Origin of the sequence: Kluyvera sichuanensis (assembly GCF_014218705.1) — a bacterium.
GTDB lineage: Bacteria > Pseudomonadota > Gammaproteobacteria > Enterobacterales > Enterobacteriaceae > Kluyvera > Kluyvera sichuanensis.
Genome location: NZ_JABBJF010000006.1, coordinates 156606 through 174229, shown reverse-complemented (window position 1 = coordinate 174229; position 17624 = coordinate 156606). Strand labels below are relative to the sequence as shown.

Annotated in this window: 17 protein-coding genes; 7 read left to right on the top strand and 10 right to left on the bottom strand. The window is 55.5% G+C overall.

From position 1 onward, the window contains the following. The first annotated feature begins 46 nt into the window (after positions 1-46). Positions 47-1780 carry a potassium/proton antiporter gene (locus HII27_RS09640; RefSeq protein WP_185667688.1) on the top strand — a complete coding sequence of 578 codons (1734 nt, stop codon included), beginning with the start codon at positions 47-49 and terminating at the stop codon, positions 1778-1780. An 81-nt stretch (positions 1781-1861) separates the two neighbouring features. On the opposite strand, the gene dadX is transcribed toward HII27_RS09640, so the two are convergent. Both dadX and HII27_RS09630 read right to left on the bottom strand, forming a co-directional pair. Then, positions 1862-2932: a catabolic alanine racemase DadX gene (gene dadX, locus HII27_RS09635; protein ID WP_185667687.1), complete on the bottom strand. Its 1071-nt coding sequence runs from the start codon at positions 2930-2932 to the stop codon at positions 1862-1864. Positions 2933-2941: 9 nt separating this feature from the next. After that, entirely contained in the window at positions 2942-4240 is a 1299-nt protein-coding gene (locus tag HII27_RS09630; protein ID WP_185667686.1) for a D-amino acid dehydrogenase, read from the bottom strand. Between the two features lie 320 nt (positions 4241-4560). On the opposite strand from HII27_RS09630, the gene HII27_RS09625 reads away from it, so the two are divergent. Then, on the top strand, positions 4561-6093 hold the full coding sequence (locus HII27_RS09625; protein WP_185667685.1) for a SpoVR family protein: 1533 nt from the start codon (positions 4561-4563) through the stop codon (positions 6091-6093). A 120-nt stretch (positions 6094-6213) separates the two neighbouring features. Here the strand turns inward: HII27_RS09625 and fadR are convergent, their stop codons facing one another. Continuing rightward, complete coding sequence (fadR, locus tag HII27_RS09620; RefSeq protein WP_185667684.1) at positions 6214-6933, bottom strand: fatty acid metabolism transcriptional regulator FadR; 720 nt, start codon at positions 6931-6933, stop codon at positions 6214-6216. 211 nt (positions 6934-7144) lie between these two features. Here fadR and nhaB point away from each other — a divergent pair, with 211 nt between their 5' ends. Both nhaB and dsbB read left to right on the top strand, forming a co-directional pair. Beyond that, complete coding sequence (gene nhaB / locus HII27_RS09615) at positions 7145-8689, top strand: Na(+)/H(+) antiporter NhaB (protein ID WP_185667683.1); 1545 nt, start codon at positions 7145-7147, stop codon at positions 8687-8689. Positions 8690-8835: 146 nt separating this feature from the next. Beyond that, entirely contained in the window at positions 8836-9366 is a 531-nt protein-coding gene (dsbB, locus tag HII27_RS09610; protein WP_185667682.1) for a disulfide bond formation protein DsbB, read from the top strand. A 255-nt stretch (positions 9367-9621) separates the two neighbouring features. Here dsbB and HII27_RS09605 read toward each other — a convergent pair whose 3' ends face one another. The 3 genes from HII27_RS09605 to HII27_RS09595 all read right to left on the bottom strand — a co-directional run bounded on the left by HII27_RS09605 (position 9622) and on the right by HII27_RS09595 (position 11159). Continuing rightward, on the bottom strand, positions 9622-10068 hold the full coding sequence (locus HII27_RS09605) for a YcgN family cysteine cluster protein (protein WP_185667681.1): 447 nt from the start codon (positions 10066-10068) through the stop codon (positions 9622-9624). Positions 10069-10161: 93 nt separating this feature from the next. Then, positions 10162-10821 carry a fumarylacetoacetate hydrolase family protein gene (locus tag HII27_RS09600; protein ID WP_185667680.1) on the bottom strand — a complete coding sequence of 220 codons (660 nt, stop codon included), beginning with the start codon at positions 10819-10821 and terminating at the stop codon, positions 10162-10164. Between the two features lie 56 nt (positions 10822-10877). Next, positions 10878-11159 carry a YcgL domain-containing protein gene (locus tag HII27_RS09595; RefSeq protein WP_185667679.1) on the bottom strand — a complete coding sequence of 94 codons (282 nt, stop codon included), beginning with the start codon at positions 11157-11159 and terminating at the stop codon, positions 10878-10880. Positions 11160-11286: 127 nt separating this feature from the next. On the opposite strand from HII27_RS09595, the gene minC reads away from it, so the two are divergent. From minC to minE, 3 genes are read left to right on the top strand one after another with little or no spacing between them, the layout of a single operon-like run. Then, positions 11287-11994: a septum site-determining protein MinC gene (minC, locus tag HII27_RS09590; RefSeq protein ID WP_185667678.1), complete on the top strand. Its 708-nt coding sequence runs from the start codon at positions 11287-11289 to the stop codon at positions 11992-11994. 23 nt (positions 11995-12017) lie between these two features. After that, positions 12018-12830, top strand: coding sequence for a septum site-determining protein MinD (minD, locus tag HII27_RS09585; protein WP_185667677.1), 813 nt, complete (start codon positions 12018-12020; stop codon positions 12828-12830). 3 nt (positions 12831-12833) lie between these two features. Beyond that, on the top strand, positions 12834-13103 hold the full coding sequence (minE, locus tag HII27_RS09580) for a cell division topological specificity factor MinE (protein WP_035894584.1): 270 nt from the start codon (positions 12834-12836) through the stop codon (positions 13101-13103). Positions 13104-13207: 104 nt separating this feature from the next. Here the strand turns inward: minE and rnd are convergent, their stop codons facing one another. From rnd to tsaB, 4 genes are all read right to left on the bottom strand, one after another. Next, the gene (gene rnd, locus HII27_RS09575; RefSeq protein ID WP_185667773.1) at positions 13208-14323 is read right to left on the bottom strand and encodes a ribonuclease D; all 1116 of its coding nucleotides are present in this window, start codon (positions 14321-14323) and stop codon (positions 13208-13210) included. An 81-nt stretch (positions 14324-14404) separates the two neighbouring features. Then, positions 14405-16090, bottom strand: coding sequence for a long-chain-fatty-acid--CoA ligase FadD (fadD, locus tag HII27_RS09570; RefSeq protein ID WP_185667676.1), 1686 nt, complete (start codon positions 16088-16090; stop codon positions 14405-14407). 207 nt (positions 16091-16297) lie between these two features. After that, a complete protein-coding gene (locus HII27_RS09565) occupies positions 16298-16879 on the bottom strand; it encodes a Slp family lipoprotein (protein ID WP_185667675.1) in 582 nt (193 codons plus the stop codon). 40 nt (positions 16880-16919) lie between these two features. Continuing rightward, positions 16920-17615, bottom strand: a complete 696-nt coding sequence (tsaB, locus tag HII27_RS09560) for a tRNA (adenosine(37)-N6)-threonylcarbamoyltransferase complex dimerization subunit type 1 TsaB (RefSeq protein WP_185667674.1) — start codon at positions 17613-17615, stop codon at positions 16920-16922. Positions 17616-17624: the final 9 nt, after the last annotated feature.

The following is a 17624-nucleotide window of genomic DNA, read 5'->3' as shown; positions in this document are numbered from 1 at the left end:
TAACGTTTTGTAACTAGCTTGTACGTTATCGGGGAGTGCGTGAACATTGGACGCCGCGGCAGTCATTAGTCTCTTTATTTTGGGTTCAGTCTTAGTAACCTGCAGTATTCTCTTAAGCTCATTTTCTTCCCGTCTCGGTATCCCTATTCTGGTTATCTTCTTAGCCATCGGCATGCTGGCGGGCGTTGACGGCATCGGCGGTATTCCCTTCGATAACTACCCTTTCGCCTATATGGTCAGTAACCTGGCGCTGGCGGTGATCCTGCTTGACGGTGGGATGCGCACCCAGGCCAGCTCCTTTCGGGTCGCCTTAGGCCCGGCGCTGTCGCTGGCGACCGTCGGGGTGCTGATCACCTCCGGGCTGACCGGGATGATGGCGGCGTGGCTGTTCAAGCTCGATATCATGGAAGGGATGCTGATTGGCGCGATTGTCGGCTCAACCGACGCGGCGGCGGTGTTTTCACTGCTCGGCGGCAAAGGGCTGAACGAACGTGTAGGTTCAACCCTTGAAATCGAGTCCGGCAGTAACGATCCGATGGCGGTGTTTCTCACCATTACGCTTATCGAGATGATCCAGCAGCATGAAAGCGGGCTGAGCTGGATGTTCCTCGTGCACATTATTCAACAGTTCGGTCTGGGGATTCTGATTGGCGGCGCTGGCGGCTATCTGCTGCTGCAGATGATCAACCGCATCGCCCTGCCCGCCGGGCTCTATCCGCTGCTGGCACTTAGCGGCGGGATCATGATTTTCGCCGTCACCACCTCGCTCGACGGCAGCGGTATTCTGGCGGTCTACCTGTGCGGCTTCCTGCTCGGTAACCGGCCAATTCGCAACCGCTTTGGCATTCTGCAGAACTTCGATGGTCTGGCGTGGCTGGCGCAAATCGCCATGTTCCTGGTATTGGGGCTGCTGGTAACGCCGTCTGACCTGCTGCCGATCGCCATTCCGGCGCTGCTGCTCTCTATCTGGATGATTTTTATCGCCCGTCCGCTGTCGGTGTTCGCCGGACTGCTGCCGTTCCGCGGTTTTAATCTGCGCGAGCGCACGTTTATCAGTTGGGTTGGTCTGCGCGGCGCGGTACCGATCATTCTGGCGGTCTTCCCAATGATGGCTGGGCTTGAGAACGCGCGCCTGTTCTTTAACGTCGCCTTCTTTGTGGTACTGGTGTCGTTGCTGTTACAGGGCACCTCGCTCTCCTGGGCGGCGAAAAAAGCCAAAGTGGTAGTACCGCCGGTCGGCTGGCCTATCTCGCGCGTCGGGCTGGATATTCACCCGGAAAATCCGTGGGAGCAGTTTGTCTATCAACTGAGCGCCGAGAAATGGTGCGTCGGCGCTGCGCTGCGTGACCTGCATATGCCGCCGGAAACGCGGATCGCCGCGCTGTTTCGCGATAACGTGCTGCTGCACCCAACCGGCAGCACCCGCCTGCGGGAAAACGATATTCTGTGCGTCATTGGCCGCGAACGTGACCTGCCGTCGCTCGGTAAAATGTTCAGCCAGTCACCGCCGGTCGCGCTGGATCAAAGCTTCTTCGGCGACTTTATCCTTGAAGCCGGGGCGAAGTTTGCCGATGTAGCCATGATTTATGGCCTCGACGGCGGTGAAGAGTTCCGCGATAACCAGCAGTCGCTGGGAGATATCGTCGAGCATCTGCTGGGGGCAGCACCGGTCGTGGGTGACCAGGTGGAGTTTGCCGGTATGGTGTGGACGGTAGCGGAGAAAGAGGAAAATCAGGTGCTGAAGGTCGGCGTGCGGGTGGCCGAGGAAGAGACCGAGTAGTCTGGTCGTTGCCGGGTGGCGCTGCGCTTATCCGGCCTTCGAGCCCGGTAGGCGACGCGCCACCGGGCAATCTTATAAAAGTTACACCGTCACAACAGGCACGCGCGGCGCCAGAGCGCACATCAGCTCGTACCCGACGGTACCCGCGCTGGCGGCCACTTCATCAATCTTAATCTCCTGCCCCCACAGCTCAACCGACGTACCAATTCCCGCCTGCGGACACGGCGTTAAATCCACCGCCAGCATATCCATCGAGATAGCCCCGACGGTGCCGGTTCGGATACCGTCCACCAGCACCGGCGTGCCGTTGGAAGCAATGCGCGGATAGCCGTCGGCATAACCACAGGCCACAATCCCGATACGTTGCTCCTCTTTGGCGCGGTAACGGCCGCCGTAACCCACGGCATCCCCCGGCTTCAGGGTCTGAATACCGATAATCTGGCTGCTGAGGCTCATCACCGGCTTCAGCCCGGTGTTGGCAATGTCCTGCCACTGCCCGGACGGCGAAGCGCCGTAGAGCACAATGCCCGGCCGCACCCAATCAAAGTGGGTCTCGGGGTGCCAGAGCGTTGCCGCCGAGTTGGCGAGCGAACGCGGGCACTCCAGTCCTTCAGCGGCCTGTTCGATACGCTGCATCGGCTCCGCGACACCGTCGGTCAGTTCCGACTGGGCAAAATGCGACATCAGCGTCATGGCACTAACGTTGCTGATACCCCGTAGCTGCTGCCACACGGTGTGGATGCGCTCCGGCGCAAAGCCCAGGCGGTTCATGCCGCTGTTGACCTTCAAATAGACATCAATCGGCGCATGCAGACGCGCGTTCTGCAGCGCCTTAATCTGCCAGTTGCTGTGTACGCTGGTGGTCAGGCGGTACTTATCAAACAGCTCCAGCTCATCGGCATGGAAGAAACCCTCCAGCAGCAGAATCGGCCCTTTCCAGCCGCGTTCGCGCAGCAAAATCGCCTCTTCAAGGTTGAGCATCGCAAAGCCGTCGGTTTCCCGCAGCGCATTCCAGATGCGATCCAATCCGTGGCCGTAGGCGTTAGCTTTCACCACCGACCAGACGCGAGCACCGCCCGCCGCCCGGCGGACAATGCTCAGATTCTGCTTCAGCGCCTGCAAATCAATCGTGGCGAGCACGGGACGTGACATGCGTTCTCCTTATTGGTGTGCGCCATGCAAATGCTGAGGATGTGCCGGGGTAAAGCCCGGCGAATAGCGTGCAACGCTAAGATCATCATAGGGGATAGCCGGCATTCGGCCAGACATTAAATCACTCAACAACTGGCCGGATCCGCAGGACATGGTCCAGCCCAGCGTGCCGTGACCGGTATTGAGCCACAGATTTTTAAACGCGGTTTTGCCCACCACCGGCGTACCGTCTGGGGTCATTGGACGCAGGCCGGTCCAGAAGGTGGCCTCTTCGATTTTGCCGCCGCGCGGGAAGAGATCCCCCACCACCATTTCCAGCGTCTCGCGGCGCGGCTGCAGCAGTTCGGTGTTAAAGCCGACGATTTCTGCCATGCCGCCCACGCGGATACGGTTATCAAAGCGGGTAATGGCGATTTTGTAGGTTTCGTCGAGGATGGTCGACACCGGCGCACCGCTCTCCTCGACGATAGGGATGGTCAGCGAGTAGCCTTTCAGTGGGTAAACCGGAATATCCACCAGCCCTTTCAGCATCGCGGTTGAATAAGAGCCGAAGGCCATCACGTAGGCATCGGCTTTTACCACTTCATCACCGCACTTCACACCAACGATGCGATCGCCTTCCTGAATCAGGCTGTCAACCGGGGTATTAAAGCGGAACGTCACGCCTGCCTGCTCGGCCATTTTTGCCAGACGCTGGGTGAAGAGCTGACAGTCGCCGGTTTCATCATTCGGCAGACGCAGGCCGCCGGTCAGCTTGTGGGCCACTTCCGCCAGCGCCGGCTCAACCTCTGCCAGGCGTGAAGCTTCGAGCAGTTGATACGGGACGCCCGCATCTTCCAGCACCGCGATATCGCGGGTGGCGTTTTCATACTGTTGTTCGGTACGGAAAAGCTGCAGCGTGCCGCCCTGTCGCCCTTCATAGGCGATACCGGTGGTTTCACGCAGCGTTTTCAGGCAGTCGCGGCTGTACTCGGCCAGGCGCACCATCCGCCCTTTGTTTTCCATGTAGTGACGGGTGTCGCAGTTACGCAGCATCTGCCACATCCACTTTAGCTGGAAGCCGGTGCCGTCCAGACGGATTGCCAGCGGCGCATGGCGCTGGAACATCCATTTAATCGCCTTCAGCGGCACGCCAGGTGCAGCCCACGGCGCAGCGTAGCCCGGTGAAATTTGCCCCGCGTTAGCCGCGCTGGTTTCCAGCGCCGGACCGGCTTCCCTGTCGATCACCGTAACCTGATGCCCCGCCTGACTTAAATACCAGGCGCTGGTTACGCCAACCACGCCACTTCCCAGTATGACAATGTGCATAGCCACTCCAGAATGAGTAAAAGAACAATCATCTAATTACAAATTGATAACCCAGATGAAAATATTATTCAACATATGCTTTTTTTATGGTGACTTACCTCACAGAGTGCCCACCACGCGGGGTAGCGGAGAATTTGATATCTCCTGCTACCCTCTATTTTTTGTCAGCATAAAACTCTGCAAATATGAAAAATAATCGCTATCAAAATGAATAAATCATGAAGAAAAGAAATGGCGCTTGTTACAGAATTTCTGCGGTGTTCTATTCTTGAAGAGAGGCTCTCCAGACAGAGAGAGTCGCCAACAATGAGGGCGCGCTAATGGCTACGATTGACTCGATGAATAAGGACACCACTCGTCTGAGCGATGGACCCGATTGGACGTTTCCGCTGCTCGAAACCTACCTGGCGGAGATCGACCGGGTGGCGAAGCTGTACCGGTTAGACACCTACCCGCACCAGATTGAAGTGATCACCTCCGAGCAGATGATGGACGCATACTCCAGCGTCGGGATGCCGATTAACTATACGCACTGGTCCTTTGGCAAAAAATTTATTGAGACCGAGCGCGGCTATAAGCACGGGCAGCAGGGGCTGGCCTACGAGATTGTCATCAACTCCAACCCGTGTATCGCCTACCTGATGGAAGAGAACACCGTCACCATGCAGGCGCTGGTGATGGCGCACGCCTGCTATGGCCACAACTCCTTCTTTAAAAACAACTATCTGTTCCGTAGCTGGACCGATGCCAGCTCCATCGTCGACTACCTGCTGTTCGCCCGCAAATACATTGCCGACTGCGAAGAGCGCTATGGCGTGGACGAGGTGGAGCGCCTGCTCGACTCCTGTCACGCGCTGATGAACTACGGGGTGGACCGCTACAAACGGCCATCGAAGATCTCCATGCAGGAAGAGAAAGCGCGGCAGAAGAGCCGTGAGGAGTACCTGCAAAGCCAGGTGAATATGCTGTGGCGTACCCTGCCGAAGCGCGATGAAGAGAAAGCCGTCGAGTCGGCGCACCGCTATCCGTCTGAGCCGCAGGAAAATCTGCTCTATTTTATGGAGAAGAACGCGCCGCTGCTGGAGTCGTGGCAGCGTGAAATCCTGCGCATTGTGCGCAAGGTCAGCCAGTATTTTTATCCGCAAAAACAGACCCAGGTGATGAACGAAGGCTGGGCAACCTTCTGGCACTACACCATCCTCAACCATCTGTATGATGAGGGGAAAGTGACCGAGCGCTTTATGCTTGAGTTCCTGCACAGCCACACCAACGTGGTGTATCAACCGCCATACAACAGCCCGTGGTATAGCGGCATTAACCCGTATGCCTTGGGTTTCGCCATGTTCCAGGATATTAAGCGTATCTGTCAGAACCCAACGGACGAAGATAAGTATTGGTTCCCGGACATCGCGGGCTCTGACTGGCTCACGACCCTGCACTTCGCAATGCGTGATTTTAAAGACGAGAGCTTTATCAGCCAGTTCCTGTCACCGAAGATCATGCGTGATTTCCGCCTGTTTACGGTGCTGGATGACGATCGTAATAACTATCTGGAGATTTCAGCGATCCATAATGAGGAGGGGTATCGGGAGATTCGTTCGCAGCTTTCGTCCCAGTACAACCTCAGCAATCTGGAGCCGAATATTCAGGTGTGGAACGTGGATCTGCGCGGCGACCGTTCGCTGACGCTGCGCTATGTGCCACATAATCGTGCACCGCTGGATAAAGGGCGTCGTGAGGTGCTCAAGCATGTGCATCGTTTGTGGGGGTTTGATGTGCATCTGGAGCAGCAGAATGCGGACGGCAGCGTGGAGTTGCTGGAGCGCTGCCCACCGCGGCCAAATGCGCTGTAACCTAGTATTGTAGCCCGGACGAGGTGCGGAGCGCCGACTCCGGGATTGCTTTTCCTTTCAGATATAGGCCGGATAAGCGAAGCGCCATCCGGCCTACAGGGAATGAAACTAGCGCACTGACTAGCGGCTATGGATCGCCAAATCACCCGGCAATGTCTTCTGCATCCGATGCCAGATCTCACCACTATCATGACCGTAGCGACGCACCGTCTCGTACACCTTATCGTGCGCGCCCTCTTCACACAGCTTCGCCAGCTCATGATAGAAGCCAAGCGCCAGGCTGCGTGCTTCCGGGCTGGAGAAATAATGACGCCCCAGACGGGTATACAGACCTTTCATGCCGTTGAGGATCAGCCCATAGATAGGGTTACCGGAAGCAAATGCCAGGCCACGGAACACGCCGTAGTCCAGTTCGGCAAAGGCATCGGCATAATCTTCCACTTCGCGCGTTTTGGCGAGCACTTCCAGCGATTTTTCAGGGTGCTGACGGAAAGCGGTACGGATGTAGATGGTCGCGATATTGGTACGCACGGACAGCAGATTATCAATCAGCTGCGGTACGCTATCGTGATCGAGACGCGCCAGCGTTTCCAGAATATTGAGGCCGGACGTTTCCCAGAAGTTATTCACTTTCGTCGGCTTACCGTGCTGGATAGTTAACCATCCATCGCGCGCCAGACGCTGCAACACTTCACGTAAGGTCGTGCGGGTCACACCAATTAATTCCGAGAGTTCACGTTCAGCGGGAAGAATAGACCCAGGAGGGAAGCGATTATTCCAGATACTTTCAACAATATACTCTTCAGCGAAACCCGCCGGGCTTTGCGCCTTAATGACCATAGTAATAATTCCATTACACAGCGTTGCAATTAGACTCATCATACCAGAGGCAACATAGAGCAGATAGCATGGCCAACGAATTAAAAAGGGATCGGCGTTTCATTTTTCACATTTCTTTTTGCCCATAAAACCCCGCCAGACAGCCTATGTCTGGCAGTGTCGTTGATTTAATGGTAAAAAATGACATCTTTTCAGGAGGAAGACGGTTGTCATGGAAATCTCTTACGGTCGTGCGCTGTGGCGTAACTTTCTTGGCCAGTCACCAGACTGGTACAAGCTGCTGCTGATTATTTTCTTAATCATCAATCCGCTGGTGTTTTTAATTCATCCCTTTGTCGCCGGATGGCTATTGGTCGTGGAGTTTATCTTCACCCTGGCGATGGCGCTGAAGTGCTATCCGCTGATTCCCGGCGGGCTGCTGGCGATTGAGTCAGTACTGATCGGCATGACCTCACCCGCGCACGTGCGCGATGAGATAGCTGCCAACCTCGAAGTGCTGCTGCTGCTGATCTTTATGGTCGCGGGCATCTACTTTATGAAGCAGCTATTGCTGTTTATCTTCACTCGGCTTCTGCTCACCATCCGCAGCAAACGGCTTTTATCAATAGCATTCTGCGTGGCCGCCGCCTTCCTATCGGCGTTCCTTGATGCGCTGACGGTAGTGGCCGTAATTATCAGCGTCGCGGTAGGCTTTTACAGCATCTATCATCGGGTGGTGTCGTCGCGCCCTGACGATGACGATCTGCTCGACGATAGCCATATCGACAAACACAACCGCGTGGTGCTGGAGCAGTTCCGCGCCTTCCTGCGCAGCCTGATGATGCACGCCGGCGTCGGAACCGCGCTCGGCGGCGTGATGACGATGGTCGGCGAACCGCAGAACCTGATTATTGCTAAAGTCGCCGGCTGGCATTTCGGCGAGTTCTTCCTGCGCATGTCGCCGGTCACCGTACCGGTGTTTATCTGCGGCCTGCTGACCTGTTGGCTACTCGAGAAGTACAAAGTCTTCGGCTACGGCGCTGAACTGCCCGACCCGGTGCGTAAAATTCTGCACGATTTCGACGAGCGCAGTCGCCAGCAGCGTACGCCACAGGAGAAAATGCGACTGATTGTCCAGGGCATCATCGGCGTCTGGCTGGTGCTGGCGCTGGCGCTGCACCTGGCAGAGGTGGGGCTGATCGGCCTGTCGGTGATTATCTTCGCTACCGCATTTACCGGCATCACCGACGAACATGCCATTGGCAAAGCGTTTACCGAAGCGCTGCCATTTACCGCTCTGCTTACGGTCTTCTTTGCCGTGGTGGCGGTGATTATCGATCAGCATCTCTTTGCGCCCATTATCGACTTCGTTCTGCAAGCGTCACCGCACGCTCAACGTTCGCTGTTCTACATCTTTAACGGCGTGCTGTCGTCCATCTCCGATAACGTGTTTGTCGGCACCGTTTATATCAACGAAGCGAAAGCCGCGCTGGATAACGGGGCTATCAGCCTGCCGCAGTTTGAACTGCTGGCGGTAGCCATCAACACCGGTACCAACCTGCCGTCGGTGGCGACGCCAAACGGCCAGGCGGCCTTCCTGTTCCTGCTCACCTCGGCGCTGGCGCCGCTGATTCGCCTCTCCTACGGGAGAATGGTATGGATGGCGCTGCCCTATACGCTAGTTCTGACGCTTATCGGCCTGCTGTGCGTCGAGTTTACGCTGCAGCCAGCGATAGACTGGATGATGAATAATGGGCTATTAGTTTTACCTCAATAGCGATGAATAACGACTCAGCGATTCAATGCCGACAACTTTTGTTCGAGCGTTGAATCGCTATTTACGAATAATTGCGTATCACCCGATGGCACGGCTATCGTTTTCGTTTACACTGCGCTTTCAAAGCACGTTCCAGGGAAATGTTTATGTTGCGATATTTAAACCAGAGCTCACGTGGCCGCAGTGCCTGGTTATTAATGGCGTTAACCGCTTTTGCGCTTGAGTTAGTGGCATTATGGTTCCAGCACGTGATGCTATTAAAGCCGTGCGTTCTCTGTATTTACGAGCGCTGTGCGCTATTCGGGATTATGGGTGCAGGCTTAGTCGGCGCTATCGCGCCGAAGAGTCCGCTGCGCTATGTGGCCCTGCTTATCTGGCTGTACAGCGCCTTCCGCGGCCTGCAGTTAGCCTGGGAACACACCATGATTCAGCTGCACCCGTCGCCGTTTATGACCTGTGATTTTATGGCGCGCTTCCCAAGCTGGCTGCCGCTTGATAAGTGGCTGCCGCAGGTGTTTGTCGCATCAGGTGATTGCTCTGTTCGTCAGTGGGAATTCTTATCGCTAGAGATGCCGCAGTGGCTGGTCGGCATTTTTGCCGCCTATCTGATTGTGGCGCTGCTGGTGCTGATTGCCCAACCGTTCAAACCGAAAAGACGCGACCTGTTCGGCCGCTAATAGCGACCTTGCCAGCGGCCTTGCGCAGGCTGCTGGCGAGCTATCCTACCCACGACCATATCCCATACCCCACCGCAAACAGCAGGCTCCAGCCGCTCAGATTAATAATCAACGCCAGCATTAACAGCTTTATTGGATTACGCATACGCGTCCTTATACCGAATCGCTTTTAGTCTCTATCGGCCCGGTATAAGAATTTCGTAGGGATTTAAGGCAGGAAATATAAAAATAGCGAATGGTTCCGCAAATTGCGGTTTATTTAGCCCAATCAGGTTTATTTAAGATATGGTCCTGCCAGTCATGTACTTCTGATTCTTTTACCGCAATATGGCGTACGGAAATGCGCTCACCGTGCATCGCCGCTTTAGAACCGGTGATAAGCGGGTGCCACTGCGGCAGCGGTTGCCCTTCCGCTAGTAGGCGATAGGCGCAGGTATGCGGCAACCATTCGAAGGTTGGCAGATTGTCGCGGGTCAGCTTGATGCAGTCCGGTTCGTACTCGAAGCGGCGTTCGTAGTTACGGCACTGGCAGGTTTTGATGTTGAGCTGACGACAGGCCACGTTGGTGAAGTAGATTTCGTCGGTGTCGTCATCCATCAGCTTGTGCAGGCAGCACTGCCCACAACCATCGCACAGCGACTCCCATTGTGCATCGGTCATTTCATCAAGGGTTTTGCTCTGCCAGAAAGGTAATTCGCTCATCAGGATGTCCACATCAAAAATCAGGGTGCTTCTTATAACCAGTCTGGCACAGGGATGCAAGTTTTGCCGCCCGAATGGGGCGGCAAGGAGGGCTTACAGTACGCGGGTGGTCAGAGACAGGCCGTTAAACTGCACCTCAAGCTCATCACCTGCGTGCAGCGGGCCAACGCCTTCCGGCGTGCCGGTCAGCACAACGTCACCCGGTTTCAGGGTAAAGAAGCGGCTCATATAGGCAATCAGCGGCACAATCTTGTGGATCATGTCAGACGTACTGCCCTGCTGGCGCACTTCGCCGTTGATGATCAGCCCCAGCGAAATATTCTGCGGGTCGCCCTCAAAGGCGGAAGCAGGAATGAAGCCGGAGATCGGGCAGGAGTTATCAAAGCCTTTGGCTTTTTCCCACGGCTGACCGGCCTTCTTCATCTTCCCCTGAATGTCGCGCAGAGTGAGGTCCAGCGCCACGCCGTAGCCAGCAATGGCCTGCAGCACGTGGTCTTCGGTTGCCTGACGCAGTGTGCTGCCAATCAGTACCGCCAGTTCGACTTCATGATGCACAGAGCCAAGGCCCTGCGGCAGGATCAGCGGCTGGCGCAGGTCGCACAGCGCCGTTTCCGGCTTGATAAAGAGGACGGGTTCTTCCGGCGTTGCGCTGCCCATTTCCTGGATATGTTTTGCATAATTACTGCCAACACAGACAACTTTGCTTACCGGGTAATCCAGCAGAGCACCCTGCCAGTTATGATGCTGATACATGCTTTTCCCTTACTCGTTGTTCAACCATGGACGCATTTTGGCCGGAAGCGAAGCGGTTACTCGCTCTTATTTTGCGACTCAGCCAAATGCTGTTTTAACAAATTTTCAGGCGGTGGCGGGATCTGTAAATAATAACCCTGCTCTTTTAGCGCCTGTTTTACTTTTTCCAGATCGGCATTGACGGTTTTCTTACGTCCATCAAGCGGCAGCAGCATGGCTAACTGCGGCTGACCGAAGCCCTGCATCAGTTCCTGAGGCACACGGGAGAAATCGTCTTTTTTTTCGACATACAAATAGGTTTGATCACGTTTAGAACTACGATAAATCACACAAAACATACTTTATACTCGGAATTAGGACAGTGGTTACTTGCTTGAATATATATGTGACTATAACATGACTGATAGTCTTCGGAATATCACTGCGCTTAGCGCGGCGATAAATAGCAAATTGAGTAAGGCCAGGATGTCAAACACGCCAATCGAACTAAAAGGCAGCAGCTTCACCCTATCTGTGGTTCATTTGCATGATGCAAAGCCCGAGGTTATTCGTCAGGCGTTGGAAGACAAAGTCGCCCAGGCTCCGGCCTTTTTCCGTCATGCCCCGGTGGTCGTCAACGTCGGTAACCTTGAAGAATTCACCCAGTGGCGTGCGATTCAGCAGGCCATTATGTCAGTGGGTTTACGCATTGTCGGCGTCAGCGGTTGTAAAAACCCGCAGTTTAAGGCGGCCATCGACCAATCCGGCCTTCCTTTACTGACTGAAGGTAAAGAAAAAGTTACCCGCCCGGCCCCCGTAGAACAGCCAAAACCCGTAGAACCCGAACCAATTGTTAGTCCGATCACAAAAACGCGAATGATTGATACGCCAGTACGTTCCGGTCAGCGCATTTATGCACCAAACTGTGATCTGATTGTGACAAGCCACGTTAGCGCGGGCGCGGAGCTGATTGCCGATGGGAATATTCACGTTTACGGCATGATGCGTGGACGCGTTCTCGCCGGTGCCGGCGGAGACCGGGAAGCACAAGTATTTTGTACCCACCTGGCGGCGGAGCTGGTCTCCATTGCCGGGGAATATTGGCTGAGCGATCAGATCCCAGCCGAATTTTATGGCAAAGCGGCGCGTCTGCGTTTGGACAACAGCGCTTTGACTATTCAACCGTTAAATTAATCCCTTTTTAACAAGGAATTTCTATGGCACGCATTATTGTTGTGACTTCAGGTAAAGGGGGCGTGGGCAAGACCACCTCCAGCGCGGCCATCGCAACTGGTTTGGCGCAGAAGGGAAAGAAAACGGTCGTTATCGATTTTGATATCGGTCTGCGTAACCTTGACCTGATCATGGGCTGCGAACGTCGTGTAGTCTATGATTTTGTTAACGTTATTCAGGGCGACGCCACGCTGAACCAGGCGTTAATCAAAGATAAGCGTACCGAGAATCTCTTTATCCTGCCTGCGTCTCAGACCCGTGATAAAGATGCGCTGACCCGCGAAGGCGTCGAGAAAGTGCTCGACGAACTGAAGAAGATGGAATTCGACTTCGTGGTCTGCGACTCCCCTGCAGGTATTGAAACCGGTGCGCTGATGGCGCTCTATTTCGCTGATGAAGCGATCATCACCACTAACCCGGAAGTGTCGTCCGTTCGTGACTCCGACCGTATTCTGGGCATTCTGGCGTCGAAATCTCGCCGCGCCGAAAATGGTGAAGAACCGATTAAAGAACACCTGCTGCTGACGCGCTATAACCCAGGCCGCGTGAGCAAAGGCGATATGCTGAGCATGGAAGATGTGCTGGAGATCCTGCGCATCAAACTGGTCGGTGTAATTCCAGAAGATCAGTCAGTGCTGCGCGCCTCTAACCAGGGCGAGCCGGTGATTCTGGATACCGTGTCTGACGCAGGCAAAGCCTACGCCGACACCGTCGATCGTCTGTTGGGAGAAGAACGTCCTTTCCGCTTCATTGAAGAAGAGAAGAAAGGTTTCCTCAAACGCCTGTTCGGAGGATAAATCATGGCATTACTCGACTTTTTTCTCTCACGGAAAAAGAATACCGCCAACATTGCTAAAGAACGCCTGCAGATCATTGTCGCGGAACGCCGCCGCAGTGACGCAGAACCGCACTATCTGCCGCAGTTAAGGAAGGATATTCTGGAAGTGATTTGCAGGTATGTGCAGATTGACCCAGAAATGGTCACGGTGCAGTTAGAGCAAAAAGACGGGGATATTTCGATTCTGGAACTCAACGTCACGCTGCCGGAAGCAGAAGAGTCAAAATCCTGACTGTCGGTGGTGTAAAAAAAGGCGCTAGTGATAGCGCTTTTTTTGTGTCTGGCGTTTAGAGCTTTCCCGGGGTCGCATTCGCTCGCCCGGGATTAGCGCAAGACTTAACGCGGGTACGCTGTTAATAATTTGTCTAGCGCAGCGGAAAGCAGCTCACCGCGCCAGCCGGAGATCATCTCAGGTGCCGTGGTGCGCGGTTTCAGCTGCCAGTGCCAGTTCAGCAGCTGGTTAATCTGACGACGGGATGCCAGCATTTCAGGGCTAACGTCATTCGCCTGCCCCACTTCCTGCACCAGCGCCTTAATCTCTTTAAACGCTTTGCGGTAACCCGGCATATCCATCAGGTTCAACAGCGGTTCCGGCAACGCGTCATCCGGCAGCGCCTGCGCTTTTTCCACCAGGCTAATCAGCGTTTTGCCGTGGAAACGAATTTCGCTGCCGGAAAGCCCCAGGCTGTCCAGCTCACCGAGGCTGCCCGGCATATAGCGCGCCACGCTCCACAGATGCTCTTCACGCACCACAAAGTTCACCGCCAGGTCACGCTCGCGCGCTTTACGCAGCCGCCAGTCGGCGAGCAGTTGCAGGCATGCCAGCTGGCGCGTACGCAGCTGCCAGGCGTTGGTGATATCGCGCCAGGCGTCCGCCGGGTCGGTGACTTCCTGACGGCGCTGCTGCATCAGTTGACACTCATTGAGCGCCCACTCCAGTCGCCCGGCCTGTTCGGTTTCCGCCATCAGCTTGTGGGCGATAGGCAGCAAGTACCAGACATCCGCTGCCGCATAATCGCACTGGCGTGTCGTCAATGGGCGAGCCAGCCAATCGGTACGGGATTCGCTCTTATCCAGCTCAACGCCGGAATACTCAGCGACCATTGGCGCGAAGCCCCAGGACATCGGGCGACCGCAGAACGCCGCCAGCACCTGGGTATCAATAAGCGGCTGCGGCATTGAACCGAAGGTGTTCATGAACACTTCCAGATCTTCGCTACCTGCGTGCAGGAACTTGGTAATGTTGCGATCTTGCAGAATCGCCTGCAGCGGCGACCAGTCGGAAATATTCAGAGGATCAATCAGCGCCGTACGCTCGCCGTCGAAAAGCTGAATCAGCCCCAGCTGCGGGTAATAGGTGCGGGTGCGAACAAACTCGGTGTCCAGCGCCACGGCGGTGGTCTGACGAACCGCATCGCACAGGGTGCTGAGTTCATCGTTGGTAGTGATCATCTGATAGTTCAAATCGTACTCTCTTAGATAGCGCCAAAAAAAACGCCAGCAGAGCTGGCGTTTGGCATCATGACTCGTGACTTATCCCTTATTGTCCACTTTGGCACGGGCTTCGTCACGTAATTCTCGTCTTAAAATTTTACCGACGTTCGACTTCGGTAATTCCTGACGAAATTCAACTAGTTTCGGCACTTTATAGCCGGTAAGCTGGCGGCGGCAGAAGGTAATCAACGCCTCTTCAGTGAGGCTTTCATCCTTCTTGACCACAAAAATTTTCACCGCTTCACCGCTGTTGCCGGACGGCACGCCCACGGCGGCCACTTCCAGCACGCCGGTGTGCTGCATCACCACGTCTTCAATTTCGTTCGGATACACGTTGAAGCCGGAGACCAGAATCATATCTTTTTTACGGTCGACGATGCGCAGGAAGCCCTCTTCATCCATTACCGCGATATCTCCGGTGTGCAGCCAGCCGTCTTTGATGATTTCGTCGGTGGCATCAGGACGCTGCCAGTAGCCTTCCATCACCTGCGGCCCTTTAACGCACAGCTCACCGGGCTGGCCCGCTGGCACTTCGTTATCGTCGTCATCCACCAGCTTCACGTCGGTCGACGGCACCGGCAGGCCAATGCTGCCGCTGTGGTAGTCGATATCGTGCGGGTTCACGCTCACCAGCGGCGCGCATTCGGTCAGGCCATAGCCTTCCAGCAGATACTGCCCGGTCAGCTTCACCCAGCGTTCCGCCACCGCGTGGTTCACCGGCATCCCACCGCCTGCGGAGAGATGCAGGGTTGAGAAGTCCAGCTGCTGGAACTCTTTATTGTTCAGTAGCGCGTTAAACAGGGTGTTTACCCCGGTCATGGCGGTGAACGGGTATTTTGCGAGCTCCTTCACTAACCCCGGAATATCACGCGGGTTGGTGATCAGAATATTTTTACCGCCCAGTTCGATAAACAGCAGGCAGTTCATGGTCAGCGCGAAAATGTGGTACAGCGGCAACGCGGTAATAACCACTTCTTTGCCTTCGTGCAGCAGCGGCCCGTAGGTCGCTTTCACCTGCTCGAGGTTCGCCAGCATATTGCGGTGAGTCAGCATCGCCCCTTTCGCCACGCCGGTAGTCCCCCCGGTGTACTGCAGGAAGGCGATATCGTCTGCCTTCACTTCCGGCTTCACGTACTGCAGGCGATAGCCGTTATGCAGCGCGCTGCGGAACGAAATGGCGTCCGGCAGATGATATTTCGGCACCAGTCGTTTGATGTATTTGACCACGAAGTTAACCAGCGTGCCTTTCGCCGTGGAGAGCTGGTCGCCCATGCGGGTCAGGATCACGTGTTTAACCGAGGTTTTGTCGACCACTTTTTCCAGGGTATGGGCAAAGTTGGAGACGATAACAATCGCCTGCGCGCCGCTGTCGTTCAGCTGATGTTCCAGCTCGCGCGGGGTGTACAACGGGTTAACGTTCACCACGATCATCCCGGCACGCAGAATGCCAAACAGGGCGACCGGGTATTGCAGCAGGTTAGGCATCATCAGCGCGACGCGGTCGCCCTGCTTGAGCCCCAGCCCGTGCTGGAGATAAGCGGCAAAGGCGCGGCTGCGCTCTTCGAGCTTACGGAAGGTCATGACTTCGCCCATGTTGACGAAGCCAGGCTGGTCGGCAAAGCGCGTTGCCGAGTGTTCGAACAGTTCCACCAGGGATTGATAACGGTCAGGATTGATCTCTGCCGGGACGTCAGCAGGATAACGGTTGAGCCAAACCTTTTTCAAAGCATCACCTCTAAAATACGTATTCGTCGTCATCGCAACCCCAAATGGTAAACTTTCATTAACATTATATTAACTCAGCGTACCAGTTTAAGAATTAATCAGAATTAAGGTTGCGAAGCGCGTCACTCTTTATTTTTTTTATATCCATTACAACGAAGAAACAGCGGGCTAGCCGCTGTTTCTTTTTTGTCTGCTTTACATCAGATCTTATTCAGTTACGACGTTCCGGACTTCAGCGGGGCCGCTGTTATACCATCCCCAGCCGCCGTAACCGTAATTCCAGGGGCGCGGACCAAACATCCACGGGTCGATAGGCTGCGGCGGCATAACCACCTGCTGAGCCACATGCCAGCGTTTGTAACCCGTCACTTTCATCTGCAGGAAGTTATATTTGGTAGTGCCTACTTTGCCTTCCACTGCGCCAACAATTGGCCCCACCACGGTGACGAGTTGACCACGGAAGTCAACCGGGTCAAGGAAACCGTTCACCTCGGCATAGATACGTCCGCGCGAGGCTTCACCCAGAATCGGGCGCGCGCCGCTATCAAGCGGGACGGTGGCGATTTCCAGACGGGTGTTCCCCTGCTGATTTTCAATGCCGACGACGGTGCCGCCAAAGCGAGCCTCCTGCCCTACGTACAACTGCGGTGCCGCCATGACCCGCACCAGATCCTGCTGCGGCGTTGGGCTACTACCCTGAATGGCATCCGGCACGCTGACGCAGCCGCTTAACGCGAAGGCGATAAGCCCAACGGCGGCTCCACGAATGAGAAAACTTTTACCTGCCATGATGCTGCTCCTGATTTTTACGCTCTCTACCTACTGAGATTCATTCGCGGCCAGGAAGTTTCTTCCACGCAACATTGTTACGCAAATAAACCGGCTCCGCTTTATCCACGGCGACGGTTTTGCCCTGCTCCAGCATGGCGCAAGCGATCGGCAGCATGTCTTCGGCTTCCGGTAACGTCACGTTGCCATCGACCAGCGTGACGTTCGCGCCCTGTGCCATATCAGGCCATGCGGCCCAACCGGTGCCCACGGTCGCCCATTCACCGCTGAGTTCAGCCAGACGCTGTTGCACCGCTTCCGGTTTCAGCACCGCTTCGCTCTCTTCGCCGTGCCAGATACCGTTTTCATCACGCTGATATTCAGCCCAGTAAACTTCACCCATACGGGCGTCGATAGCCGCCAGCACGCGGGTAGCGCCCTGCTTACGCCAGGCGCCCTGCGCCATGGTGACGAGGGTCGATACGCCGATCATCGGCAGTTCCGCGCCCAGCGCCAGCCCTTGCGCAATACCAATGCCGATACGCACGCCGGTGAAGCTGCCCGGCCCACGGCCGAACGCCAGCGCGTCGAGGTCGGTCAGGCTTACGCCGCCTTGAGTGAGGATATCCTGCACGATAGGCAGGATACGTTGGGTGTGTTCCCGAGGACAAAGCTCGAAGTGGGCACTGGTGTTGCCATCATTCCACAGAGCAGCCGAGCAGGCTTCCGTGGCAGTATCGATAGCCAGAATTCGCATGGTTAGTCG